The 24,354-nt window shown below is 59.8% G+C and carries 21 protein-coding genes and 2 pseudogenes; 4 read left to right on the forward strand and 19 right to left on the reverse strand.

Going from position 1 to position 24,354, the window contains the following annotated elements:
* Window positions 1–93 precede the first annotated feature (93 nt).
* The 7 genes and pseudogenes from ACP7AJ_RS10370 to ACP7AJ_RS10400 form a co-directional block, all read right to left on the reverse strand.
* Window positions 94–948, reverse strand: coding sequence for a hypothetical protein (locus ACP7AJ_RS10370; RefSeq protein ID WP_426060126.1), 855 nt, complete (start codon window positions 946–948; stop codon window positions 94–96).
* A 76-nt stretch (window positions 949–1,024) separates the two neighbouring features.
* Window positions 1,025–1,225, reverse strand: coding sequence for a hypothetical protein (locus ACP7AJ_RS10375; RefSeq protein ID WP_426060127.1), 201 nt, complete (start codon window positions 1,223–1,225; stop codon window positions 1,025–1,027).
* A 32-nt stretch (window positions 1,226–1,257) separates the two neighbouring features.
* Window positions 1,258–1,629 (reverse strand): annotated as a pseudogene (locus ACP7AJ_RS10380) (type IX secretion system membrane protein PorP/SprF); the annotation flags it as partial.
* A pseudogene (locus tag ACP7AJ_RS10385) lies at window positions 1,554–2,066 on the reverse strand (PorP/SprF family type IX secretion system membrane protein); the annotation flags it as partial. The pseudogenes ACP7AJ_RS10385 and ACP7AJ_RS10380, both read right to left, overlap by 76 nt.
* A gap of 143 nt (window positions 2,067–2,209) precedes the next feature.
* Complete coding sequence (locus tag ACP7AJ_RS10390) at window positions 2,210–5,299, reverse strand: gliding motility-associated C-terminal domain-containing protein (protein WP_426060128.1); 3,090 nt, start codon at window positions 5,297–5,299, stop codon at window positions 2,210–2,212.
* Between the two features lie 563 nt (window positions 5,300–5,862).
* Window positions 5,863–6,225: a DUF952 domain-containing protein gene (locus ACP7AJ_RS10395; protein ID WP_426060129.1), complete on the reverse strand. Its 363-nt coding sequence runs from the start codon at window positions 6,223–6,225 to the stop codon at window positions 5,863–5,865.
* Between the two features lie 159 nt (window positions 6,226–6,384).
* Entirely contained in the window at window positions 6,385–6,771 is a 387-nt protein-coding gene (locus tag ACP7AJ_RS10400) for a hypothetical protein (RefSeq protein ID WP_092668111.1), read from the reverse strand.
* Window positions 6,772–6,925: 154 nt separating this feature from the next.
* Between ACP7AJ_RS10400 and hppD the strand changes: the two genes are divergently transcribed.
* The 3 genes from hppD to ACP7AJ_RS10415 all read left to right on the forward strand — a co-directional run bounded on the left by hppD (window position 6,926) and on the right by ACP7AJ_RS10415 (window position 10,542).
* On the forward strand, window positions 6,926–8,059 hold the full coding sequence (gene hppD / locus ACP7AJ_RS10405; protein WP_426060130.1) for a 4-hydroxyphenylpyruvate dioxygenase: 1,134 nt from the start codon (window positions 6,926–6,928) through the stop codon (window positions 8,057–8,059).
* 123 nt (window positions 8,060–8,182) lie between these two features.
* Window positions 8,183–9,919 carry a phospho-sugar mutase gene (locus tag ACP7AJ_RS10410; RefSeq protein ID WP_426060131.1) on the forward strand — a complete coding sequence of 579 codons (1,737 nt, stop codon included), beginning with the start codon at window positions 8,183–8,185 and terminating at the stop codon, window positions 9,917–9,919.
* A 140-nt stretch (window positions 9,920–10,059) separates the two neighbouring features.
* On the forward strand, window positions 10,060–10,542 hold the full coding sequence (locus ACP7AJ_RS10415) for a hypothetical protein (RefSeq protein WP_426060132.1): 483 nt from the start codon (window positions 10,060–10,062) through the stop codon (window positions 10,540–10,542).
* Between the two features lie 31 nt (window positions 10,543–10,573).
* Here ACP7AJ_RS10415 and ACP7AJ_RS10420 read toward each other — a convergent pair whose 3' ends face one another.
* The 10 genes from ACP7AJ_RS10420 to ACP7AJ_RS10465 form a co-directional block, all read right to left on the reverse strand.
* Window positions 10,574–11,653 (reverse strand): hypothetical protein, encoded by a 1,080-nt coding sequence (locus tag ACP7AJ_RS10420; RefSeq protein ID WP_426060133.1) that lies wholly within the window; start codon window positions 11,651–11,653, stop codon window positions 10,574–10,576.
* 201 nt (window positions 11,654–11,854) lie between these two features.
* Complete coding sequence (locus tag ACP7AJ_RS10425) at window positions 11,855–14,020, reverse strand: hypothetical protein (protein WP_426060134.1); 2,166 nt, start codon at window positions 14,018–14,020, stop codon at window positions 11,855–11,857.
* Window positions 14,021–14,122: 102 nt separating this feature from the next.
* Window positions 14,123–15,814 (reverse strand): ABC1 kinase family protein, encoded by a 1,692-nt coding sequence (locus ACP7AJ_RS10430; protein WP_426060135.1) that lies wholly within the window; start codon window positions 15,812–15,814, stop codon window positions 14,123–14,125.
* Between the two features lie 183 nt (window positions 15,815–15,997).
* Entirely contained in the window at window positions 15,998–16,474 is a 477-nt protein-coding gene (locus tag ACP7AJ_RS10435) for a phasin family protein (RefSeq protein ID WP_426060136.1), read from the reverse strand.
* Window positions 16,475–16,742: 268 nt separating this feature from the next.
* The gene (locus ACP7AJ_RS10440; protein WP_426060137.1) at window positions 16,743–17,720 is read right to left on the reverse strand and encodes an alpha/beta hydrolase; all 978 of its coding nucleotides are present in this window, start codon (window positions 17,718–17,720) and stop codon (window positions 16,743–16,745) included.
* 97 nt (window positions 17,721–17,817) lie between these two features.
* On the reverse strand, window positions 17,818–18,981 hold the full coding sequence (locus ACP7AJ_RS10445) for a hypothetical protein (protein WP_426060138.1): 1,164 nt from the start codon (window positions 18,979–18,981) through the stop codon (window positions 17,818–17,820).
* Between the two features lie 86 nt (window positions 18,982–19,067).
* The gene (locus ACP7AJ_RS10450) at window positions 19,068–19,736 is read right to left on the reverse strand and encodes a YggS family pyridoxal phosphate-dependent enzyme (protein ID WP_426060289.1); all 669 of its coding nucleotides are present in this window, start codon (window positions 19,734–19,736) and stop codon (window positions 19,068–19,070) included.
* A gap of 133 nt (window positions 19,737–19,869) precedes the next feature.
* Window positions 19,870–20,892 (reverse strand): vWA domain-containing protein, encoded by a 1,023-nt coding sequence (locus ACP7AJ_RS10455; protein ID WP_426060139.1) that lies wholly within the window; start codon window positions 20,890–20,892, stop codon window positions 19,870–19,872.
* A gap of 115 nt (window positions 20,893–21,007) precedes the next feature.
* The gene (locus ACP7AJ_RS10460) at window positions 21,008–21,931 is read right to left on the reverse strand and encodes a hypothetical protein (RefSeq protein ID WP_426060140.1); all 924 of its coding nucleotides are present in this window, start codon (window positions 21,929–21,931) and stop codon (window positions 21,008–21,010) included.
* A complete protein-coding gene (locus ACP7AJ_RS10465; protein ID WP_426060141.1) occupies window positions 21,924–22,826 on the reverse strand; it encodes a DUF58 domain-containing protein in 903 nt (300 codons plus the stop codon). The genes ACP7AJ_RS10460 and ACP7AJ_RS10465 overlap by 8 nt, the downstream gene beginning before the upstream one ends.
* A 37-nt stretch (window positions 22,827–22,863) precedes the next feature.
* On the opposite strand from ACP7AJ_RS10465, the gene ACP7AJ_RS10470 reads away from it, so the two are divergent.
* Entirely contained in the window at window positions 22,864–23,283 is a 420-nt protein-coding gene (locus ACP7AJ_RS10470) for a DUF4296 domain-containing protein (RefSeq protein ID WP_426060142.1), read from the forward strand.
* Here ACP7AJ_RS10470 and ACP7AJ_RS10475 read toward each other — a convergent pair.
* A complete protein-coding gene (locus tag ACP7AJ_RS10475; RefSeq protein ID WP_426060143.1) occupies window positions 23,280–23,624 on the reverse strand; it encodes a tRNA-binding protein in 345 nt (114 codons plus the stop codon). The two genes, ACP7AJ_RS10470 and ACP7AJ_RS10475, sit on opposite strands and share 4 nt — an antisense overlap.
* A gap of 26 nt (window positions 23,625–23,650) precedes the next feature.
* The gene (locus ACP7AJ_RS10480) at window positions 23,651–24,235 is read right to left on the reverse strand and encodes a DUF922 domain-containing protein (protein WP_426060144.1); all 585 of its coding nucleotides are present in this window, start codon (window positions 24,233–24,235) and stop codon (window positions 23,651–23,653) included.
* Between the last annotated feature and the right edge of the window lie 119 nt (window positions 24,236–24,354).

A 24,354-nucleotide genomic window follows, 5' to 3' on the forward strand; every position in this document is an offset into this window, starting at 1 on the left:
CCGCACGGCACTGCCTTTAAATGCCAACAAGGCTGCTCATGCATCCGCTCGGGCAACGCAATTGCACCGTACAAAATCGTGAAACAAGCTGTTTTACAGACGCTTACGCACCTGCACAAACTCCAGCGGCACGGCGTTGCTGCCCACGGGGGCTTTCACTACCAGGCCATCGGCAGCGTCGTAGCGCGGGAAGTAGAGGTAGCCCCGCACCTGAAAGCCGGGCTCCAGCGTCACCTTGCGCAAGGCATACTCCTGCAAGTCGGCGGCGCGGGCCTGCATCACTTCGGCGGCTACTGCGTGCCCGATTTTAGTTGCGCTGGAAATGGAATTGTAGGTGAAAGCAGCATCGCGAATAGCGGCACGGGTCTCGTACTGAGCGCGGGTTTCATTATTGCGCGTGATGCTGGCCACGTCCGTAGCGATGCTGGCCACGCCCAAAGCCAGGCCAAGCCAATCGACGCGGGCTGCTTTCATGGCCTCCTTGTCGGCCCGCTCTTTCAGCGCCGTTATTTCGGGCTCGGGGTCGAAGGCTGCCAGCGCTTGCGGCGGCAGCGGGGGTAGTGGCAGAGCCATGCTGGCGGCGGCCACCGCCGCTGTTACTTCCATGCCAGGCAGTGGCTTAGGCCGCTTGGTCTTCTGGCCTTCGGGTAGCGGTGAAGCGGCCACGCGGCTGGCCTCGTACTGAAATGCGGCCGGGTCCACGACCAGCGTGCGCTTGGTGGGGTTGTAGTACTCGGCTTCAAACACCACCCGTGTGGGCTCGTAGCACACAAAGCTCAGCCGGACTTCTACGCTGTCGGCCACGGCCAGCACCTGTTCCCGGCCATCCTTAAACAAGCCCGTCGACTGAGCGGGCTTTAGCCCCAGCTGGTAGGTGGGGGCACAGGCAGTAGAGGCGAGCCCCAGCCCAGCTAGCAAACAGAGGGAGCGAGAGGATAAAGGCAGCATAAGACCGGTCGAATGGAAAGTGCTTCTCGCGAGAAGATGCATTCCCACGGCAATAGGTTGCATTCACCGATTATTTTTATTGCGCTATGCTTAAATTTTCAGGCAATTGAAACCCGCCGTCTGCATCTGGCCCAAAGGGCCACACCCGGCGTACGGCCGCTAGCGGCACCACCCCAAAAACGTGGGCAAATGCCTCGCCTCGCGAAGCCACCCACTCTCGCTCCACCCGCACATTGCTGGCAGCCAATACGTCCTCGTCCCATTCCAACAAAAACAAATCGGCCCGCCCGGCATAGTACCGGCGAGCTCAGAGAGTCCAGCATCGTAGTAGTAGCCCAACGTGTACTGCTCGTAACTCAGGCCCACCATGGCCACGGCCGAATTGAAGGCCCGCCACGGGGTCCCGAACCACAGCAGGTCCTGGTACTTGAGCTTGGCGTTGAGGTCGACCGAGAGCGGGGCCGGGCGCACGGCCTTGACCAGCAACGACGGCACCAGCGACCAGTCGTCGCTGAGGGGCACGCGCACCCCGGCCGTGGCGAAGTGGCGAAGTAGTAGCGCCGCAGGGTGTTGCCGGGCGCACCCGCGTCGAGCAGGTTCGGGCCTTAGGAGAAGTTGAGCTGGTTGCCCAGCACCTGCGCGCCGGACACGCCCACGTAGAACGTGGAGCTGTACAGCCACAGGCCCACCGACCCGTCGAGGACCCGCGAGGCAGCGCTGGCGGCCACCGTGGTGGGGTCGAAAAAGCGGAGCTGCTGCCCGTCGACGGCAAACTGCTGCATGCCCGCCGACACGCTCTGCGCCAGCCGCAGGTCGGGCATCAGCACCAAGTTGTAGGCGTAGGAAAGATAGGCGCTGGTGCGGCTGGTGGGTCCAGTTTCGTCTTTGTACACCAGGCCGCCCACGGCATGAAACGGCCGGCGCCGGTCGCGGACGGTGCGCTTGGGGGTGCTGCGCCACTTGCCCAGCGAGGAGTTCGCGCTGGCGTAATATGTTTTGGGCGCGCCCTCCAGGCCCGTCCACTGGGTACGGTAGCTGAACTTGACGTCGATATAATCCTCCACGCCGGTGGCGCCGGGGTTGAGGATGTAATTGTTGTTCATGTACTGGCTGTACTGCTCCTGCTGGCCCGGGCCGGCGCGGCGGCCAGCAGGAGCAGCGGGAGCAGCAAAAGGAGGGCTGTTTTCATAGCATTCGGTGCCTAATTGTCTGGGGAGGAAGTAGGCGGGGAGGCTCCGCCGGCCTCCGCGCGACGCGTTGGTTAATACAGAACCGTTAGCGAGCCAGTGTAGGAGCGGCCCAGCGAGCCCTTCGTCACGACCACGTAGTAGTAAGTGCCGACCGGGGCGGGCACGCCGTTGATGTCACCTTTCCACTCGTTGGCCCGGCCGTAGTTGGTAGCCGAGAAAACCCGGTTGCCCCAGCGGTTGAACACGTTCACGGTATTGTCCGGGAACTGCTCGATGAACTCAATCTGCCAAGTGTCGTCGCGGCCGTCACCGTTGGGCGTGAAGGCGTTGGGGATGCGGATGGGCAGGCGCACGGTCACCGTTACCTGGTCGGAAGAGGCGCAGTCCCCGGTGCCGCCGGTGAGCGTGTAGGTGGTGGTCACGGCGGGCGCCGCCCGGGGCCGCAGCGGGTCGTTGCCGGGGAAAGTGAGCCCCGTACTCGGGGTCCAGGTCACGGGGTAATTGCCGTCGGCGCGACCTTCCAGCAGCACGGAGGTGCCGGCCAGCACTTCCTTATCGGGGCCGGCATCCACCACGGGCCGCAAAACGCGCACGGTAATTCCATTGGAAACAGTCGTTACGGCCTGGCCGCAAGAGTTGGTCGTGCGCAGGCGCAGCGTCACGGTCTGACCGTCGCGCAGCGTGGTGCTGGTAAAGACCGGCCCCCGCGCCCCGGCCACGTCCGTGCCGTTGGCCTGCCACTGGTAGTCGGGCGCCGGGCCGGCCCCGGTTTCGCTCGCGATGCTGAAGGTCAACGGCTCGCCCGGGCACACCCGCCCGGTCGGCTGCACGGCAATGGCGAGCGTGGGTGGCGGCGGTGTGGGCGTGCGCGTCACCGCGAGGGTGGCCGTGACCGGGCCCGTGCTGCACAGCCCGGTCGAGGGTGTGACCTCCACCCGCACCTGGTCGCCGGTCACTAGCGTGCTGCTGGTGAACGTGGGCCCGCTGGCCTCGGCCACGTTGTTGACGAACCATTGGAAGGCGGGCGCCGGGCCCGCATTGCTGGCCCCGGCCGTGAAGGTAAGGGGCGTGCCGGGGCACTGCACCGGCGGGGCCGCCAGGGTCACGGCGGGCGTCACGACGGGCTGCACCCGCACCGTTACGGCGTTGGACACCGCCGTGGGGCAGGTGCCGGTGCCCGACATTGCCCGGCGCCGGTAGTAGGTGGTAGTCGACAGCGGCCCCGGCGCGAACGCCGGGCCAGTGGCCGCTAGTTTAACCCAATTCAAACTATCAGTCGAGGATTCCCATTGGTAGGCAACCGTGCCTGTGCCGCCGCTGGCATCACGAAAACTGGTAAAGCTAGCCGGCGCGGCTCCCGCACAGATGGTTTGACTGGCTGCAATGCTGCCTGGATTCAGCGTCGGTAGCACGGTGAGCTCGACTGTATTCGTGAATTCAGGCCCACAAAGCCCGGACCTTACGCCGCGACGGTAATAGGTGGTGGCCGTGAGCACGCCGGGAGCAAATGTCTCGCTAGTGGCGTTGGGGATGCTCGTCCATGATGTTGTGCCGTTTGGCGAAGACTCCCATTGATATGCAAACGTACCATTGCCGCCCGTGGCCGGGGACGTGCTCGTAAGCGGCGCAGCTGCCGTACCAGCGCATACTGTTTGAGAGGCGGCGATGCCCCCCGGGATAGGACGGCCGGGCAAGAAAATGCTACCGGTAAGCTCGCGGCAAAAACACGATTTACTGATGCTTAATGTTAAATCGTAGAAGCCAGCAGCTGCCGGGAAGGTGAATGCGGTTTTTTCCCCCACCCTAGTGCCAAGAATGGTTCCTGCCTTATCCTTGAATGTCCAGGTGTAGGAATCCGGGTTGGGCAAGGGCGAGTTGGCCTGGAAGGAAATCTCCTGACAACCCGTGAACGCGAATGAGAAGCCCAGCTGCAGCAGAGAGCTTTGGTTGAAGTTGGGCAGGCCCAGGCCGCTCAGGCGGCCACCCAACTTCAGGCTATCGTCTTCATAGCGGGCCCTGGCACCCAGCAAATCGGGGAAGCTGATGAAGCCCAGTGCGGGCTGATTGTTGCGGGCCACGTAAATCTTGCCATCGGGCGCCGCCTGGAGCGAGCCCAGGTCGGCGGAGGTCTTGAGCGGAATGACCTGCCTGCTGCCCGGCACGTTGGCGACAGTCAAATCAAATTGCAGTAGCTGGGGAGGGTTCATTACAGTGGCGTAGAGCCGGCTGCGGCTAAGCGAAAACTCCACGCCGTAGTAACGCCCAGCCCCGCTATCGATGAGGCGGCGGTTGCTGACCTCGCCCGTGGCGGCATTGAAGGCAAACAGCTCGACGCTGCTGCTGTTGTCGCCCACAGTTTCGCTGAAGCGGGCAACAGCTAGCCGTTCACCTTCGGGCGACACTTTCATTTGGCCACGATAACCCTGAGGGCCGTCGTGCCGCGCTCCAATTGGCGAAATCACTGGTGGGTTAACCCCAGTAGGTGTCACTTGGTATGCCAGAAAAGCATCGCCTCGGTTATCCGTGTCGGTGGGCCCGGTAGGACCATTGCCGAAGCCGTGCACAATAATCCAGATGTCGCAGCCATTCTTATGCTGCACAGCGGTCATCTTCTCAGTTGTGCCGCGAGCCAAGCGCGTGTTTTTGGTGGCGGGCACCACATCGCCCAGCCCCCCTACTGCTGGAATGACAATCTCCGAATAGCTCAGCCCTTTGGGCCCACCCTGCGCATCTTGGGTGAACAGGTAATAGCTCGTTGGCCCTCCACTAGTTGTTGGACTGCCTGGTTTCTTGATTGCAACGGGGCCGTCGGTAGTCAAGCGGTTACCATCCAGCCCGTTGCCGTTATTCATAATAACATGGTTACTGCCCCAAACAGCTTCGCCGTTGCTGTAGAAGCGCAGGCTACCGTTGTCGCCCGACATCACCCCGGAGCCGGTTGGCGCGTCCATCTGGCCACCAAAGCGCACCGAGGGCAGAAGGGAGCTCGAGGCCGAGTTGAAGTCCAACCCCGCCTTATAGCCAAAATACCAATTGTTGATGAACTGATTGTCCCGGCTGCATACAGAGGGCGCCGTCTGCGCCAAGGCGGCGGTGGCCGCGCCGCTTAGCAACAGCAGCAGGAAGACCAGCTTGAGTAGCCAACCAGCAGCCGGTTGCACCCGCCTAGCGGGTGTCCAGCCGCGAACCTGTGACTCGGGCTTGGAATTTGGCAGGCGTAAAATACAGGACTTGAATACTGCAGGATGCGATAGCTCTGCGGGCATAGAGGAACAAGTAGGTGGGCGACCCGGTAGGCGGGCTCTCCGTAAGAATGCAGAGCCAAACATCGCATTTAAAGACCGGAACTTACTGGGGCTGGCCACTTCTAAAGGGGCATTACCAGCCGGTTTAAGTAAAGCTACGCACAGCCAGCTAGGTTGCGCAAGGCTGTTCCTGATTGGTACTGGAAGCCACAGCCAACTTCCCGGCCCGGCCCGGGTTAGCTTTTTAATCCAATTTTTATGTTATCGAGACTCCCAACTCTCGTTTCCTCATCACAAAAAACGTACCATACTGGCTGCGAAGAGGAATGCGAAAAATTGGTGGGCTGATGTAAAATCGCAACCCATTGCCTCTCCGAGCCGCGCCGTTTCGGCATGGTCCACCGCCGAAACTCGCTGGTTCGCGTCTCTATACCGTTCGCATTCCTCTCCGCAACGAGTATAACGCCTGCAAAGCGTCACTACCCCGCTCCGCTACCCGACAAATCAGGCGGCAAGCAAAAGGTGCCCTGCGCATCCGCGGCAAAGGGCCACGCGCGGCGCACAGCCGCCAACGGCACTGGCCCGAACACGTGGGCAAAGGCTTCGTTGCGGGAAGCCACCCACTCCCGCTCCACCCGCACCTGAGAGGCGGTCAGCGCCGCCTCGTCCCATTCCAATAAAATCAAATCGACACGCCCGGCATAGTATCGGCGGGCCGTTTCCAGAATTTGCTGCTGTTCCGAAGAATGAATAAACCCTTCAGCTGCTAAATCGGCGCTGGTGAAGAAGCCGGTTTCCTGGGCCTGCTGCCAGTCGGCAGCTTCGGCAATGCGGTAGAGCATATTGACTGGAAAGTGGATAGAATAGAATGAAAACGAAAGAACGTCATGCTGAGCTTGCCGAAGCATCTCGCCCGCTATACTAAATCTGATTAGTTGCGCAGTAGAGATGCTTCGGCAAGCTCAGCATGACGTTCTTTATTCTTATAGCAGGCGCTATGCCTACGCTTTCCACAGCTCCTGCTGCACCTGCTTGCCTACGGTGAGCATGATGCGCACGGGGTTAGGTATAAGCGTGATACGCGCTTCTTTACCGGGATATTTCTCCGAGTCGACCCAAACGCCTTCTTTGGGCGAGGGCGTGGAGCCCGGCGTGCTGGGCAGGTAGGCGGTGGGCAGCAGCACGTCGGTATCCGACTTCAGGTCGGTGTGCACTTTGTCGAGCGCCGATTCCAGGAAGTCGCCGTACTCGTCGTTGAAGTCGTCCTCCAGGTCGTGCAGGGCCTCTTCCACGTCGTCGTAGCGCGCGTCGTCGTACGTGAGGGTGTGCAGCTCGGCTTTCTTTTCAATCAGGGCCACGAGGGCGCGGTTCAATTCTTCGGTATTCATAGGGCCTAAGGCAGATGATTGGGCACAAAAATGGGAAGGTTTTGCTAAACACGCGCCGCGGCGGGCTATCATTTTTTTTAGCACAGGCTGAATTCTGCCGGAACCCCTAATTTTACCCCGACCAATCCCCACCCCCATTCTTCCCCTCCCGCCCATGCAAACCATGACCTCGCCCGAAGTGCTGGCTCAACCCGCCCAAGACTTCCTCCCGCTGAAAGGCACCGACTTCGTTGAATTCTACGTTGGCAACGCCAAGCAGTCGGCCTATTATTATCAGGCAGCATTCGGGTACGAGTTGGTGGCCTACGCCGGCCCCGAAACCGGCCTGCGCGACCGCGCCAGCTACGTATTGCAGCAGGGTAAAATCCGGCTGGTGCTCACCACCTCCCTCCTGCCCAACTCCGACATCACGCGCCACGTGGCCCAGCACGGCGACGGTGTGAAGGTGATGGCCCTGTGGGTGGACGACGCCCGCAAATCCTTCGAGGAAACCACCAAGCGCGGTGCCCGCGTGGCCTTCGAGCCCTATACCATCGAGGACGAGTACGGCTCCGTCACGCTGGCCGGCATTTATACCTACGGCGAAAGCGTGCACACTTTCGTGGAGCGCACCAACTACACCGGCCCCTTCATGCCGGGTTTTGTGGCCAAGTCCAGCGCTGTGCCGCAAGGCAACCCAGTGGGTTTGCTGCACGTGGACCACTGCGTGGGTAACGTGGGCTGGGGCCAAATGAATACCTGGGTGAAGTTTTACGAAGACGTAATGGGCTTCAAGCTCCTGCTTACGTTCGACGACGAAGACATCAGCACCGAGTATTCGGCCCTGATGAGCAAGGTGGTGAGCAACGGCAACGGCTACGTGAAATTCCCCATCAACGAGCCCGCCGAAGGCAAGAAAAAGTCGCAGATTGAGGAGTACCTCGATTACTATCAATCGCCCGGCGTGCAGCACATTGCCATCGCCACCAACGACATCCGCAGCACCGTGGCCGAGCTGCGCCGCCGCGGCGTCGAGTTCCTGTCGGTGCCCAGCACCTATTACGACGACTTGCTCGACCGCATCGGCGCCATTGACGAAGACTTGGCTTCTATTAAAGAACTGAATCTCCTCGTGGACCGCGACGAGGAAGGCTACCTGCTGCAGATTTTTACCAAGCCCGTGGAAGACCGGCCCACGGTGTTCTACGAAATCATTCAGCGCAAAGGCGCCAAGAGCTTCGGCAAAGGCAACTTCAAGGCTTTGTTCGAAAGCATTGAGCGCGAACAGGCCCTGCGCGGCAATTTATAAAACACTTTTACCGTAGAGACGCGTAATTGCGCCTTGTCGCCGCACAAAGCCCCGGCCAAGTGCTCAACGACGGGACGTAACTATGCGTCTCTACATTTACCGCCAACACACTTTCTCTTTCTCATGGCCCTTACTCCCGAAATCCAGCAAACCATCAACACCTGGCTCACGCCCGATTACGACGCCGACACCCAAGCTGCCATCCGCGAGCTGCAAACCAGCGGGCAGGAAGACCAGCTCACCGATGCCTTCTACCGCACCCTCGAATTTGGTACGGGCGGCCTGCGCGGCATCATGGGTCCGGGCTCCAATCGGATGAACCGCTACACGCTGGGCATGGCCACGCAGGGCTTGTGCAATTACTTGATTCAGAGCTTCCCCGACCAGGAAATTAAGGTGGCCATTGCCCACGACAGCCGCAACAACAGCGCCGAATTTGCGCAAATTGCCGCCGGCATTTTCTCGGCCAACGGCATCATAGTTTACTTGTTCGACGCCCTGCGGCCCACGCCCGAATTGTCGTTTGCCATTCGCGAGCTTGAGTGCCAGAGCGGCTGCGTCATCACGGCGTCGCACAACCCCAAGGAGTACAACGGCTACAAAGTGTACTGGAACGACGGCGCGCAGGTAGTGGCGCCGCACGACAAAAACATCATCACCGAGGTGAATAAAATCACCAGCGTTGGCGAAGTAAAATTTGAGGCTGACCCGTCGAAAATCATCAGCGTGGGGGCCGATGTGGACGCCCTTTATTTTGCGCAGGCCCGTCAGCTCAGCATCGACCCGGCCGCCATTCAGCGCCAGCACGATTTAGGCATTGTGTACACGCCGATTCACGGTTCCGGCATTACGCTGGTGCCTGGCTTGCTGCGCGAGTTCGGCTTCAGCAACGTAAGCATTGTGGAAGCCCAGGCCACGCCCAACGGCAACTTCCCCACCGTGCAGTCGCCGAACCCCGAGGAGAAAAGCGCCATGCAGCTGGCCCTCGACCAAGCGCAGGCCCAGGATGCCGACATCGTGCTGGCCACCGACCCCGACGCCGACCGCGTGGGCGTGGGCGTGAAAAACGACAAAGGCGAATGGGTGCTGCTCAACGGCAACCAAACCGCTGCCCTGCTCACCTACTACCTGCTGTCGGCACGCCACCGCGCTGGCCAAGCCACGCCCCAGGATTTCATCGTCTACACCATCGTAACAAGCGAAATTCTCGGCGACATTGCCCGCCAGCACAACGTAAAAAGCTACCAGACGCTCACGGGCTTTAAGTACATTGCCGGCCTCATCCGCGACTTGGAAGGCCAGGAGAAGTACATCGGTGGCGGCGAAGAGAGCTACGGCTTCCTAATCGGCGACTTCGTGCGCGACAAAGACGCGGTATCGGCCTGCGCTCTTATTGCCGAAATGGCCGCCGTGGCCAAAGACCAGGGCCGCACCCTCTACCAGGAAATGGTGCAGATGTACGCTCACTACGGCCTCTACGTCGAAGACCTGATTTCCCTCACCAAAAAAGGCCAGCGCGGCGCCGAAGAAATTCAGGAGATGATGGCTGGCCTCCGTGCCAACCCGCCCGCGACCATCGCCGGCATGCAAGTTGTTGAAATTCGCGACTACAAAACCGGGCGCATCCACGACCTACGCACCGGCATCGCCACCGAAACCGGCCTGGAAAGCTCCAACGTGCTCCAGTTCCTCACCGAAGACGGCAGCAAGATTTCGGCCCGTCCCAGCGGCACCGAGCCCAAAATCAAGTTCTATTTCAGCGTGAAGCAGCCGATGAAATCGGTAGTTGATTTCGACTTGGCCACGCGCTTGGCACAGGAGAAGATTCAGGCGATAATTGCAGATATGCAGCTGCAATAGCTCTTGGCACTATCTTTCTTATCAATAGCAAAAGCCCGGCGAGCAAATGCGCCGGGCTTTTGCTATTAAAAAAGCGTCAAATGCCGAGGTATTTCGAAACCCGCTTAGTCCCAATTACCAGCATTCGAAGCATTGCCACGTTGCTGCTGACCGTTGGCGGCGCTGCACTTATCGCTGTTGCCCACCATGTCAGCGAGAACTCAGAAATAGCTTTGGGCAAGCCTGCCCGAGGGCCGCTACCTGCGTTTACAGGTTTTTTCTCTTTGGTAATTGCTTTCGTTTTAGCAGTTGATTGCCCCGACTTTGCTATTGACAAAGTCAAGCGCCGATATCGCCATTTCACTCGTCTGCTTGGCGTGCGTGTTGGGGAGTGGAAGAAATGCCCCCAAGTGACTAGTGTGGTAATAAAGTACTTTTCTGAATATACTGTTGCAGGTCGACGCAATTGGCAAGTCAACACGCCAGAGCAGAGCTACATTGTCATGCTATCGAGTGAAGCAGTTAATCACAAGGGAATTATCGTTCATAAATTCAGCTACCGAGATAAAGAGCAGGCTGTTCAAGTCGCTACTGAGCTTGCTGATTACCTAGCTGTACCCTGCCATTACTTCGATGAACCGTGACATGCGTAATTAACCCACTCAGCATCTCCAGCTAAAACACAAAGTTAAACGACGCCTGTCCCAGCAGCCCGCGCAGCTCACGGCTCTTTTGGTGCAGCGGAATAAAGTAGCTGCCTTTAGTATCGATGAGGATGTGGCGGGTTTTGAGCAGTTCCACGCCCAGGCCCAGGTTGAGGTTGGGAATGAATTCGTTTTTCTCGCCACCCTGCCGGTTTAAAATGAAGCCGCCCATCTGGTAGCTCGAATACAGGTTGAGGTAGCGGCGGCGGCCCCGGCCGAAATTGCGCGGGTAGAAATCCTGGCCGAAATTGATGATGAACAGCTCATCCACGAATTTGGCGCCTTCCTGCTTGATTTGCGGCTTGTACACGCCCAGGTTCAGGTAGCTTTTGCCGCGCGTAAAGAGGTATTTGATGGCGTAGCCCTGGTAAGCCTGGCTGGTGAGGCCCGACTGCGGATTGTCGAGGCGCAGCATGCCGTATTCCACGCCGGGCATGTTCACGAAGCTAACGCGGTGGTTGCCAGTGGGGAAGCTCACTTCATCGAACAGCCGCAGCGTCACGTAGGTCTGGCCAGTGTGCCCAGCGAGGTCGGCCATCTGTTCGCGCACCACTAGCAGGCGGTTTTTGGCGATGTCGATTTGCGCACGAAAGTCCTTTTTTTCCTTGCCAGTCGCCGCCCCTAAATCCTCGTTGAGGCCGGTTAGTTGCTGAGTCAGGCTCTGCTCCTCAGCGCGCAGGTTTTGCTGCTGGGGCGTGAGGTCGTAGGTATTGAGGTTGTTTTCCAGCACCATGCCCAGCGCGCCGGCCAGCGAATCGAGGCGGGCCAAGTCGCCCGTGGCCAAGCCAAAATCAGCAATGAGCTGCTCGGGGGCCTCCTCTTGTTTGTGGAGCCGCAAGGCCCGGGCCCGGATAAAGCCCGTGAGGGCCGCGTGGGCTTCGGTGTAGCGCGTCACGGCAATGGTGATGTGCTTGCGGGTGTCGTAGCCGGTGTCGTACCTCTCGGTGCTTTGTGGTTTCGAGCTTTTAAAAGACGAAGTGGGTTGTGCCGCGGCGGGAAGAAGCACGCCGGTCAGCAGCAGTGTGAGGAGGTGAGTAGTCAGGAATTTCATGAGCAGCGTCGTTGCCGTAAAGCGGCTTGCCAATAGCAGCAAGCGGGGGCAAGTTTGCCTGACTACCCTCAATGCCGCCAGCAAGATTTTACCAAAACCTGACGTTATGCTGGCCTTGACTTACTAGTATCAAAACCTAATTTTCAGCAGATTACTCAAGCCTCAACTCCATTTTAAAGGACTTTTGAATTCGCTAAAAGCTTACAACCGCACCCCAATTCCTGGCCCTAGCAGGTAAAACCACTTGCCGGCGCCCAGCAGCCGCCCCCCGCCCAGATACAGCGGAAAAGTGAACTTGGCATCGCGCCGCGTCGGGTACACCGACCCCAGAACGACTATGCCCAAGTCACGCTCGCTGGTGCTGGTGGGGCTGAAATTGAAAGCGTTGAGGGCCACGAAGCCAGCGCCAATTTTGTACGGGCGCAAGCGGTTGATTTTGTCGGGGCTGTAGAAGCTGAGCTGCGCCAGCGTGGCCAACGAAATACCCCCAAAATTGCCGTAGCCGTCCTGGCCCTGGCGCCGGGTGAGCAAGCCCGCCGGGAAGCTCACGTCGATATCGAACTTGTAGCGACGCTTAAGCACTACCTCCACGGTCTGGGTGTAGCCGGGCTCGCTGTATTGGGCGGCCTGGTGCTTCACCGTTACTACCACGCGGCTCCAGTCATCAAAGTCGTAGGTTTTGCGGCCCAGCAGGGCATTCAGGCTGAGGGGGTCGGTGCGGCACTGCTTGTCGGCGTAGAAAGCGAAGCGAGGCGAGTTTTCGCCGGGGCAGATGACCACGTTCTCGACATTGCGCATCTCCATCAGCTCCCCTTTGTTGTTCAGAGTTCGGATTTCGAAGCTCAGGAACTGCTTGCCATAAAACTGCTCGCCTTTGTCAATTCCTTCTGGGTTAAACTGGAACACCACGTCGCGGATGGTGCCGTTGTGCAGCACCGGGCCATCGAGCCGCGTGATGGGCCGGGCAGCCTCCCCGTAAAGCACCGACACAAAGTCCAGCGGGTGAGGGCGCTGAAACTCTTTCACCGTTAGGGAATAGCCGGTGGGCTGGCTGCCGTTGTAAATAATGCTCTTACGCTTGGCGAAGCTCACGGGCACCTGCACCCGGTACACGAGCCGCGCATCGGTGCGAACGGTGGAATCTGAAGGAATAATGGGCAAATCCTCAAAAAACAACCGAGCTTTCTGCAGGCCTTCGCCCTCCAGGCACACGTCCACAATTTCGCCGGGGCTCACGTTGAGTGAGGGCGTCCATTCGCCGCCGCGGTGCAGCACCTGCACGCTGCGTACCACGGTTTGGGGCGTAATGTCGAGGTTGGTGACGTAGCGAGCCACGTCGTTCCCCTTTATGTAGAGGTAGCCTTCGGTTTGGCGATGAGTATTGTAGGGCCGCAGGTAGCAGAGCACCCGGTCGTTGCTGAGGTACTGGCGCGTATACACCTCGGCTATGAGCGTGCCACCCGGCTCTTCCTGGTCCTCGACGCGGTAGGTCCGGTGCAGGTCGAAGCTGCGGCCGTTATCCAGAATCAGCTCCACCCCCTTGCGGCGGCTCACTTCGTCCATAGTCACGCTCCGCTTATCGGGCGACAGAAACCGCAGGCGGCTGCCTTTCACATTAAAGTCCTGGCGCAGCACAGGCAACTGATAGCTCAGGCGCCCGCCGGCCACCAGCGTGGGCCGCTCGGTCTGGAGCTTTACCAGCAGCGTGCGCACGCCCAGCTGGTGGGGCAGCACGTGCAGGCGGAGCATGCCGTTGGCCTCGCTCACGAGGCGGTAGTCAAATTCGGCTCCCCGCACCCACTCGCCGGTGGCATGCACGTTGCGCGCGTTGGAGCTGGTCAGCTCAAAAACCTTTTCTTCGCCCACAAATAGCTCGTTCTCGGCCGCGCGCAGCGACAGCGTGGTGCGGGACAGCGGCAGCAAGGGCACCACCTGGCGGCGTGCTTCCCGGCCCACCGAGTCAGAAGCCTGCTCCACCACCAGCCGCAGGAACCCCCCTGTCGTTAAATTTTTAAACTTGAGGCGAGTGCGGAAACCGCCGTCGTCCTCCTTGGTTAGGGAGTCGAGCTGCTGATAATCGGGATTACGGCGCAGGCGCAAGGGCGCGCTACGACCCACCACAGCCGGATACAGGCGCAGCTCCACGGTTTCATCGTCGCGCCGATACCAGAAATACATCGTCGGCACGCCCTGCACGTCCACTTTATTTCGGCTCAGCAGGTAGGTCGCGGTATCGGTTCGCAGGCTGGCCTCGCGCAAAACCACCAGACCCTCGGCGCTGGTTTGAGCAGTGGCCAAAGAGGGATAAAGGCCCATTAACAGGCCAAAAATGGCCAGGAGAACTCGGTAGCGTAGCGGTAAGGGCATTTAAAATCAAGCAAGGCAGAGATACGGCCTTACTCCGCAAAGTTCGGCCCGTTTAAGCTCGGCTACAATGCTTGGAGTCAAATTATTGGTTTGACCGGGGGCCTACCCTTTCTCCTTTTCCCGACGCCCGGTACCAAGCAGCAGCAGTATCAGCATCATGAAGCCGGTAGCACCCAGGCTCCACCACGTTATTTCGGGTACGCCACGCCGGTAGGGCATGTCGGGCGAGTAGCGGCCCAGCAGCGACAGCCCGGAGAAAATGAGCCCTCCCACGCAGAGTAGCGCCAGAATGGTGCGGCTCACCAGCTGGTCGGTCTTGCGCATGAGCATGTTGTAGCCCACCAACTCAAACTTAAGCCGCAGCTCACCTTTGCTGATTTTGCGCACTATCTGGCGCACGTCCGACGGCAGGGTTTGCAGCAGGGCCAGCAGTTGGGTGCCAGTATATTCGGCCTCCAGCATCAGGTTTTGCTTCGAGTACTGTTCGCGGATAATCTTGGCGCCGTAGGGCCGCACAAACTCAAATGTATTGAATCGGGGGTGCAGCACCTTGCCAATACCTTCCAGAATCACCAGCGCCCGCAGAATAAGGAACACCGCGCCCGGCACCTGCAGCTTGTAGTTGTAAATAACAGTTTGCAGGGCGTCGGCAAGGTCGCTCATGCTCATCTCCTTCACGTCGAGCGTGGCAAAGTCTTCAATCAGCTGGCTGAGGTCCGACTCGAACATGCGCATATCCGGAATCTCGGCCGTGAGGGCCAAGCGTCGGAAACTGAGCGCCATGTTGCGCGCATCCTGTCGGGCCATGCCAATAAACACGCCCGCAAACGCATACTTCTGCTGCTTGGTGAGGCGCCCCACCATGCCAAAGTCGATGAGCACCACCGTACCATCGGGCTGCACCAGCACGTTGCCGGGGTGCGGGTCGGCGTGGAAAATTCCGAACTCAAAAATCTGGGTCAGGTAAATATCCATGCCCGTTTCGGCCACCACCTCCGGGCTTAGCCCCCACTCCAGCAGCTGGGGCTTGTCGGTGATTTTGCAGCCGCTCACGAACTCAATCACCAGGATGCGCTCGCTGCTCAGCTCCCGAAACGGCTTCGGGATGTAGAACGTGGTGTAGTCTTCGTACAGCTTGCGGAACTGCTCCATCGAGCGGGCTTCGGCGGTGTAGTCCAGCTCCTTGCTCATGCTGCGCTCGAAGGCATCCACAATGTCCTGCGGATTGGAGAGGCCCTGCTTTTGCAGGAAGCCGGCTGTGAGGCGTACCAACTCGTGCAGCAAGGCCAGGTCGGAACGCACTTTTTCGCGCACGCCGGGGCGCTGCACCTTCACCACCACTTCTTCGCCGGTCAGCAGCCGTGCCCGGTGCACCTGCCCAATGCTGGCCGAGCCCAGCGTGGTATCGTCGAACTCGCTGAAAACCTCTGTTATCGGGCGGCCCAGCTCTTGCTCAATAATCTGCCGCGCAATGGCTACGTCGAACGGCGGCACGTTGCTCTGCAGCTTCTCAAACTCGTCAATTAGGGCCTGGGGCAGCAGGTCGGCCCGATTGCTCATGGCCTGGGCCAGCTTAATGAAAGTAGGGCCCAACTCCTCAATAATGAGGCGCACCCGCTCCCAGCGCGTGGTTTCAAATACCTGGCGCTCGGAGCGCTGCCAGCTCAAGCGGCGACTTTGGCTTACCAGCCGCCGCAGCGGCGTGGTGGTCACCACATCCTCAAACCCGTAGCGTAACAGCACCTCAGCCACCTGCCGGATGCGGGTGAGGTTGGAAATCGTGTTCTTAAACATCGACAGTGAAAGTAGTGCTACGGCGCGGCATCAGATGGCGGGGCCGGTTTGAGAATGGGCGAATTTACTGTTTTGTATTTCCGAAAGAACCTCCCCTTCCCAGCCCTGCTCCCCTTCAACCCACAAAAGCCCCGCTTACTTCACGCAAACGGGGCTTTTGAATGTGGGCAAGAAGCAAAGCGCTTACTCCTGGTCGGCAGCGGGCGAAGGTGCTGCGGCAGGCTTCTTGGGGGCAGCGGGCTTTTTGGCAGCGCCAGCTTTAGCAGCGGCCGATTTTTGGGTCGTGTCAGCTGCAGAGCTCACTTTATCAGCAGCTTTCTTGGTAGCACCGGCGGCTTTGCTGGTGGCGCTACTGGCCGGCTTAGCGCTCGACTTGCTAGCGCCCGACTTGGCCGAGGCTGGCCGCTGTGTGCCTTTCGTTTTGGTGTCGCCCAGGCCAACGGTGCTTTTCACGCGCTCAGTGAGGCCTTGAAACTGCTTTTCGAGTTCTGCCCGCTTGGTTTCGCCGCTCTTCTTCAAGTCATCAACAATCTTTTTGCCCTCTTCTTGGGTCATCTTATTGTCTTTCACCAACTTCTCGATGGTGGCTTGTACTGACTTGCTGCCTTGGGCAATGTAGCCAACGCCAGCATTAACGAACTTTTTGAATAAATCTTCCATGGTAAGGAAAGGATTGGGGTGAAAATAAAAGCAGGGAAGTAGTTGAAGTAAAAGCCCTTGCCGCATTAATTTAGTATGCAAGCCGACTATTTCCGTTGCAAACCTACGAACACTATCCAATATAGTTGAAACGTGTACGCCGCATTTTTAGAAAAGTAGCCTTATTCCTTCAAAATCAGGAATATTTTTTCTACTTCCCCCCTTGCACCTTACGATAAGCCTATCACCAGCTAAAAAGCTTGGTATCACCTACTGTCCGGGGTCAAAATCAGGCTGCCCGGCGGCGTTCAACTGTTTGGCGGCGCTCAACCACCGGCAAAGCCACAGGCGCAGCATCGGCAGCGTCCCACACTTGCTCTACAAAGCCGGCTACCTTGTCGAGGGCCTGCCGGGCCTCCGGCACCACTCGCCAAAAGAGGTGCCACCAGTGCACCAGGCCTTCAAAGGGCTGAAGCGTCACTTTGCTGCCAGCTGCCCGGGCTTTGTCAACGAATTTGAGCACGTCTTCATAGAGTACTTCGGCGCTGGATACCTGAATGAGCAGCGGAGGTAACCCGTGCAAATCGGCCTGGGCGGGCGATAGCAACGGGTGAACGAGGGGCGTCTTGCGGGCATAGAGCGGGCCCCAGGTGCGCATTTGCAGAGCTTCGAGCAGAAGGCCTTCTTCGCGAGCCACGCGGCGCAGAGCCGTCATGGGCAGGTTGAGGTCGGTCCAGGGCGAGAGGCCGACGGCCGCAGCGGGCATCATGTCGCCGGCGTCGCGCAGGGCCAGCAGCAAGGCCAGCGCCAGGCCACCACCGGCCGAGTCGCCGGCCACCACAATGTCGTGGGGCCGGTGGCCCTGGCGCAGCAGCCAGCGGTAAGCACGCTTGGCGTCGTCGAGGGCGGCCGGAAACGGGTGGTCGGGCGCTTTGCGGTAGTTGATGGTGAGGGCGTTGAGGCCGCAGCGCTGGGCCAGGCTGCCCACCATGCTGCGGTGGGTGTTCAGCGAGCCCAGCACGTAGCCGCCGCCGTGCAGGTACAAGAGCACCCGCGTGGGGTGGGCACCGCGGGGCCGCAGCCACTCAGCCTCCAGCCGATTATCCACTTTCAGGCTCTCCAGGTGCACGTGCCAGGGCATAAACTGGAATAGCGCGCCGGCCTCCATGGCTGCGCGCATGGCGGCCACACTGGGCTTGCGCCGCGCCAACGGCGACGCAGCCGCGGTTAATAGCTGCTTGAGCAGCAAGTGCTGAAACGAGGGCATCGGGTGGGATTTGGAGAACGGGAGAGCGTGTAGGGCAAAGGAGAAAGAACGTCATGCGGCGCACAGCATGAAGTTCTTTCTCCTTTTTAACAGCGGCTTAGGGCTTTTGCCCCAGCTTATTGCCGCGGTATCCTTTGATGGCCAGCGGAATCCAGCCCAACAAGGGAATGAAATAAGCAAGGGTAATGGGGTTACGCCAGAGCATACGCAACCAGGCACCGGGGCGGTCGAGCTGCATCCGGAAATTGCGACGTCCTTCCTTCACGTAAAGGCGCTCGAATTCAGTAAATACAGCCGGCCAGGCAAAGGGCAAAAAGAAGGGAAAGAAGCGCCAATTTTCTTTGATGCGCTGCCACAACTCGCGCCATTGATAGGGGCTTTGGCCGTAGGAGGCCACAGCGGCGTCCATCTCGACCTGCATTTTTTGGCGGATTTGTTCCGACAGCTCGGCGTAATCCTCACGGGTATGTTCTTCGGGCTTTTTGGTGGTCAGCTCCGAAGGCCTGATGCGGGTGCCCATCACAAAGGTGAGCTTGGCGGGCAGGGCCAGGTAGAATGCCCAGGGCTGAATAAGAACCAGCAGCAGCAGCACCGTAATCGGCAGAAACGGGATGCCTATTTTCTTGGTGTACTTGTTCAGCCAGTCCCAGGAATAGGCGTAGGGGTTGAGGTATTCGGCGTTGATGGTGTAAAAGGGCATGATGTCGGTGCCGTGCTGCAAACTCAGGCGCACCATGCTGGTGGCCAAGCGCTGCAGCTGGTACTTGCGGTTGAACCCTTTGCCAATGCCGAGCACCCCCTCCGGGTACAGCATCAGGTTGTGGTCCTGGTAGTACATCATGGTTTCAAAATTCAGCGTGGTGGCATCCACGCAGCCGCATTTTTTCCAGAAATCCTTCACCAGATAGGGATTCATGAGGGCGGTTTGGGAAAGCAGCGGGGCCGAGAGCGGCCGGGGCAAATCATGCAGTACCCCGTCTTTTATGAGGTGCCGCCACAAGTGCGACAGGGCCACAATAGCGTCCCAGGGAAACGCCATGCCCGAGTGGTTGGACGCAAAAATCAGCGGCCGGTCGGGGTTGTTGCGTTGGGGGTAGTTTTCGAAGCCGACCAGCTCGGAACGAAACCACACGCGGTCTAGCAGCTGCAGGATATTCTCGTCCAGCGTTTGGGTAAATTCCTCCCGGAAATAGTCGTCATAAATATGCTGATTCGCCCGAATGGCTGGCGGAGGCGACGTAGCGGAAGCGGCATTGGGCATAAGCAAGAAGCAGCGGATGGAGGAAAGATAGGAGAATTTCTCCTGTTACGCCACTGGGTTGGCGGGCTCCAGCTGCTGGTGCGCCACTAGCTGCGGCTGCCGAAGATGGCACTGCCTACCCGCACCAGGGTGCTGCCTTCGGCCACGGCCAGGGCGTAATCGCCGCTCATGCCCATGGAAATTTCGCGGAAGCTGGGCTCTTCAGCAAAGTAGGCAGTCTTCAGCTGCTCGAAATAGCCGCGCAGCTGGCGAAACTCCTGGCGCAGCTGGGCTTCGTCGGAGGTGAAGGTGGCCACGCCCATAACGCCGGTCAGGCGCACGTGCCGAAGCTGCTGGTACTCTTCCGAAGCCAGGATTTCTTCGGCTTCTGCCAGCGTCAGGCCCGATTTGTTTTCTTCCTGGGCGATGTGAAACTGCAGCAGGCCATTGATATGGCGGTCGTTGGCGGCAGCGTGTTTGTCCAGCTCGCGCAACAGCTTGAGGCTATCGATGCTTTGCACGGTGTGCACGAAGGGCGCCAGCAACTTCACCTTGTTGGTTTGAAGCTGACCGATGAGGTGCCACTCCACGTCGGCCGGCAGTTGGGGGTGTTTGGCCGCCATTTCCTGGGGACGGTTTTCGCCAAAAATGCGGGCGCCGGCTGCGTAAGCTTCCTCCAACTTTTCGACAGGGTGCGTTTTGGTGACGACTACTAAGCGGGCCGTTGTGCCCGCGAGCTCCTGCTCGATGCGGTGGATATTATCGGCGATAGACATGTTATTCATTTAACAGGTAACAATTATCATTTAACAATCTCTTTCAAGAGTTGCATTGAGCAACAATTAGCTTCATAATCAAAACCTTAAGGACAAGTCTGTTGAATGATAATTGTTACCTGTTAAATGATTTTCAATCTTCCAGCGGATTGCTCATGAAGGAGCTTTTCAGCACCAGCCACAGCAGCCACAGGCCGATGGACAGCCAGAGGTAGGGCAGGTAAAAATCCTTGGTATTGCGGTAGCGCAGCTGCTTAATTTCCGACTTTTCGAGCTGATTTATCTGCTTGAAAACCTTGCTTAGACCAGCCGTGTCGGTAGCCCGGAAAAACTGCCCATCGGCAGCGACGGCGAGCTGCCGCATGGTGGTTTCGTCGAGTCGGGTTTGCACGTAACGGGGGCGGCCTTGCGCGTCCTTGCCGTAGGGCACAAAACCGTCCTGGCCCAGCCCGATGGTGTAGATGCGGATGCCGTAGGCGTGGGCCAGTCGGGCAGCCAACTGGGGGTCGAGGCTGCCGGCATTGCTTTCGCCGTCCGAAAGCAGGATGCACACCCGCGAACGGGCCGTGGACTCGCGCAGCCGGTTGGTGGCCACGCCCAAGGCCGTGCCAATGGCGGTGCCGTCCTGCTTCATCATGCCAAAGCGGAGACTGGCCAGGTGTTCGCGCAGCAGGTCGTAGTCGGTGGTGAGGGGGGCCAGCGAGTAGGCCTCGCCGGCAAAGGCCACCAAAGCCAGCCGGTCGCCGGCCCGGGAATTGATAAAGTCGGTGGCAATGCGCTTGGCCGCTTCGAGGCGGTTGGGCAGCAAGTCCTGGATTTCCATGGAGCCCGACACGTCGATGGCCAGCACCAGGTCAATGCCGCGGCCGGATTGCTCCACCCGCTCGTCGGTGCGCTGGGGGCGCGCCAGGGCCACAATGGCAAAGCTAAGTGCCAGCCCCAGCACCACATCGGGCAGGAAGCGCAGGGCCGCAACCCAATCGCGCGGCGCGGCCCCGGGGCCAAACGCCACCACTACCTGGGCCCGCCGCCGCGCCAGCACCCAGCGCAGCACAAACAGCAGCGGCACCGCCACAATAAGCAGCAGCAATCGGGGCTCCTGCCACTGATAGCTGGCCAGCGTGGAATAGCGCAGAAGGTTAAAAAAATCGTTCAAAGCAACCGCGAAGGTAGGGTCAGGCCGTGAGCCGTGAGCGAGCGGGCACACCTCGATGAGCAGCAATGAACTGCTAAGGCCGCACCAGGCAGCTGCTGGCAACCGTGCAACCCGCTCATTGGGTTACCGAGGCATACCGGCGCTCGGCAAACCCGCGCAGGCGCTGAAAGGCGCGGTCAACCTCCTTGGCGTCGTCGGTTTGCAGATTGCCGTAAATCACTTTATCGGTAGCGCTGAGGGCCTTACGCACGTCCACGTCGTTTTCAAAGTAAGCCACAATCTCGCGGGTGGTGAAGGAGCTGAGCTCGCTGTTTTCAAGACCGGCGAGGTAGTTTTTCCAGAGCGCTACGGCCCGCTCCACGTTGGTAGCCGACCGCGACAAGTCAAACCGCTCGACGTGCCGGGCAAACTGCGCCAGAAAGTACCCATGGTTTTTGCGGAGCTTATACGCCTGGTAGCGCCGCGTGAGGCGCCGCCGAAACAACGTAGCACCCCCCGCCAGCAGCAGCAGCATACCCATACTGCCGGCTAGCCAGTACGGGTAATTGAAAACGGGCTCCACGGGCACCAGCGCCAGGTTTTGTTGCAGCTCGGGCAGGGCGGTGCTGGCGGGCTGCGGGGGGGCCGTGCGCAGCAGGCGCACCCGGCTGGGCTCCGGAGCTACCCGCAACGTATCGCGGCCCTGCAGCACCACCACAGGCAAGGCCAGTGTTTGCACCGAGTCGAGGCGAAAGGTGCGCAGGTGGTAGATGGTGCGGTCCAGGCTGCGGCCGTTGCGGGTGCGGGTTGGGAAATACGTCTTGCCCGCGTACTCGAAAGGCACAAAGGCCGCCAGCGAATCCGGAAACACAACCTCCAAGTCGGGGGCGTGGTCGTAGCGCAGCTCGTAGTCTATGGGCTCACCAACGAGAGCCGTTGGCTTCAAAAAGCGCCCTTGTGGTGCAGCTGGCAAGCCCGGCTGCGCGGCCGCGTTATTACTCAGGAGCAGGCCCAGGGCCAGGCAGCCGGCCAGGCGGGTACTTGTGCTGCGCTTATCCACGGCGGCCGGATTGCTGGCGGTGACGAAACAAATTGACCAACTGGGGCACGAAGTCGCCTTCGGTGCTCAGGGCCACAAAACCGGTGCGGGTACGGCGGCAAATATTGACCAGCTGGGCCTCCTGGGCATCGGCGGTGGCTTGCACCTGCGCTCGAAAACCAGCCGAAGAAGTGTTAACCCAACGCAGCTGCCCGGTCTCGGAGTCGCGCAGGGGAATGATGCCCAGGGCCGGAAAATCACGCTCGCGCGGAGCCAGCAGCTGCACCACAATCAAGTCGTGGCGCTGGGCAAGCATGGTCAGCTCGCGCTCGTAGCTGCCGTCGATAAAGTCCGATATCAGCACCACCAGCGTGCGGCGCTTGAGCAGGCCCAGGGCCTGCTTGATGCCCGCGCCTACGCCCGTGCGGCGCGAAACCGGCTCCAACGCAAAAAGCCGCTGAATGAGGGCGTACGCCGCGCGGGGGCCTTTGCCAGGGGGCAAATACATCTCTTTTTGGTCGGAAAAAGCAAACAAGCCCAGCGCCGAGCCCTGCCGGGCGGCCGAGAGGGCCAGCAGGCCGGCAATGTCGCGGCCTACGTCCAGCTTGCGGCGCTGGCCGTCGCTCACGTCCAGCGAGCCGCTCACGTCGAGCACCACCAGCACCTGCTGCTCTTTCTCCTCTCGGTAGGTTTTTACAAAGGTGCCGTGGCCCTTGCTCGATACGGCCCAGTCGATGGCCCTTACCTCATCGCCGTACTGGTAAAGGCGCACATCATCGGCTTCCAGGCCCGTGCCCTTGAACACGGAGTGGAAATCGCCCTGCAGCTGGGCCTCCACCGCCTTGCGGATGCGAATTTCGAGGTGGCGCAGGCGGCGCACCAGGGCGGTGAGGGCCGAAGGCACGGAGGGGTTCATGCAGGCGAAGCTACGGCTTGGGACTAACTTTGCGACTGTGAAATCATTCTTGCGTCATTGTCTGGGGCTGATGCTAACCCCGCTGCTGCTGGCTTTGCCCGCCTGCCAGCGCCCCGAAGAGGCGCCCCAGCCCGCCGACTTAATCCCGCGGGAGAAGATGATACGCCTGCTCGCCGACCTGCACGTGCTCGAAGCACGCGTGGAAAGCAGCCAACTTCAGCCCGATTCGGCCCGGGCCCTGTTCCTGGCCGAACACAAGAACCTGCTTTGGAGAACCCAGGTTACGGACTCTGCTTTTCAGCGCAGCTACCGCTACTACGGCATCCACGGCAAGGACTTGGACGAGATATACAAAGCAGTAATCGACACGCTGGGCCTGCGGGAACAAAAGCTGGATTCGGCCGCCGCCAAAAAAGCGCGGGTGGCTACTCCCGCCCCCACTCCTCTAGCGCGCTAAACTAGGCGGCTGCCATTGGGCACGGGGCTGGCCACGCTGGCTAGCACAATGTGCCCGTCGGCGTCGGCAAAGCCAGTTACCAGCACTTCGGACCGAAACTTTCCTATTTGCTTGGGCGGGAAGTTCACCACGGCAAGTACTTGCCGGCCCACCAGGGTTTCGAGCGTGTAGTGGTGGGTGATTTGCGCACTCGACTTTTTCAGACCGATTTCGGGGCCAAAATCGACCAATAGCTGATAGGCAGGGCGCCGAGCTTCGGGAAAAGGCCGTGCCTCCACGATGGTGCCCACGCGCAGGTCCACGTGTTCGAATTCAGCCCAGGTCAGCGAGGGAGTAAGCATAGGCGAAGGTAGCGCCGACGGCCGCGCTACTGGGGCAACGCAAAAGCCTCGAGCTGCGCCAATCTGACCTGGGTTTGCTTTTCCCAATAGTCCTGGCGCACGGCGTTGAGACCGTGGTTGGTTTCGGCATCGTAGCGGTTCTGCTCCCGGTCCCACTCGGCATAAATGCCTTTGGTGAGGTTGTTGAAGGCCGGCTGCAGCTTGGCACAGTCAACCTTGGCCTGAAAAATCACCATCTTTTGGCGCAGCAAACGGGCGTAGACCTCGGTCAGGTCGAAATGCAACTGCTCGTGGCGCAGAAGTTGCGCCGTGTTGTTTTTGGGGTCCCGAAACCAAGAAGCGCTGGGGTCGAAAGTAGCCTTTACGGTGCCCGAGAACACGAAATCGCGGCAAGCGGCTCCCGCTTTAATGTCGGTGGTAGTGAGGGCAGCCAGCTTCTCGTAGGGCTTGGGGCGGCTCTGAAAATCGGCCACGGTGAGCGGCCGATTCGCCGACCATTGAATAGGGCCGGCTGGCGCTGGCGCCGTGGGCGGGGCAGCTTGGGCGGGCTTGGGGGCCGGGCCTTGGAGCAGGGCAGCTACCACCAAGAAAGAGGTCAGAAAGGAAAACATAGCAGAGGGATATGAGGACGGGACACCAGCCCACGGGTTGATTGGGCTGATTGAACATTACCGAGGCTACAAAAATTGCCCAGGCCGCGCAATTTAATCGTTCCGCATCATTGCACGTC

The organism is Hymenobacter sp. B1770, assembly GCF_049896385.1.
In the GTDB taxonomy this organism is placed as follows: Bacteria; Bacteroidota; Bacteroidia; order Cytophagales; family Hymenobacteraceae; genus Hymenobacter.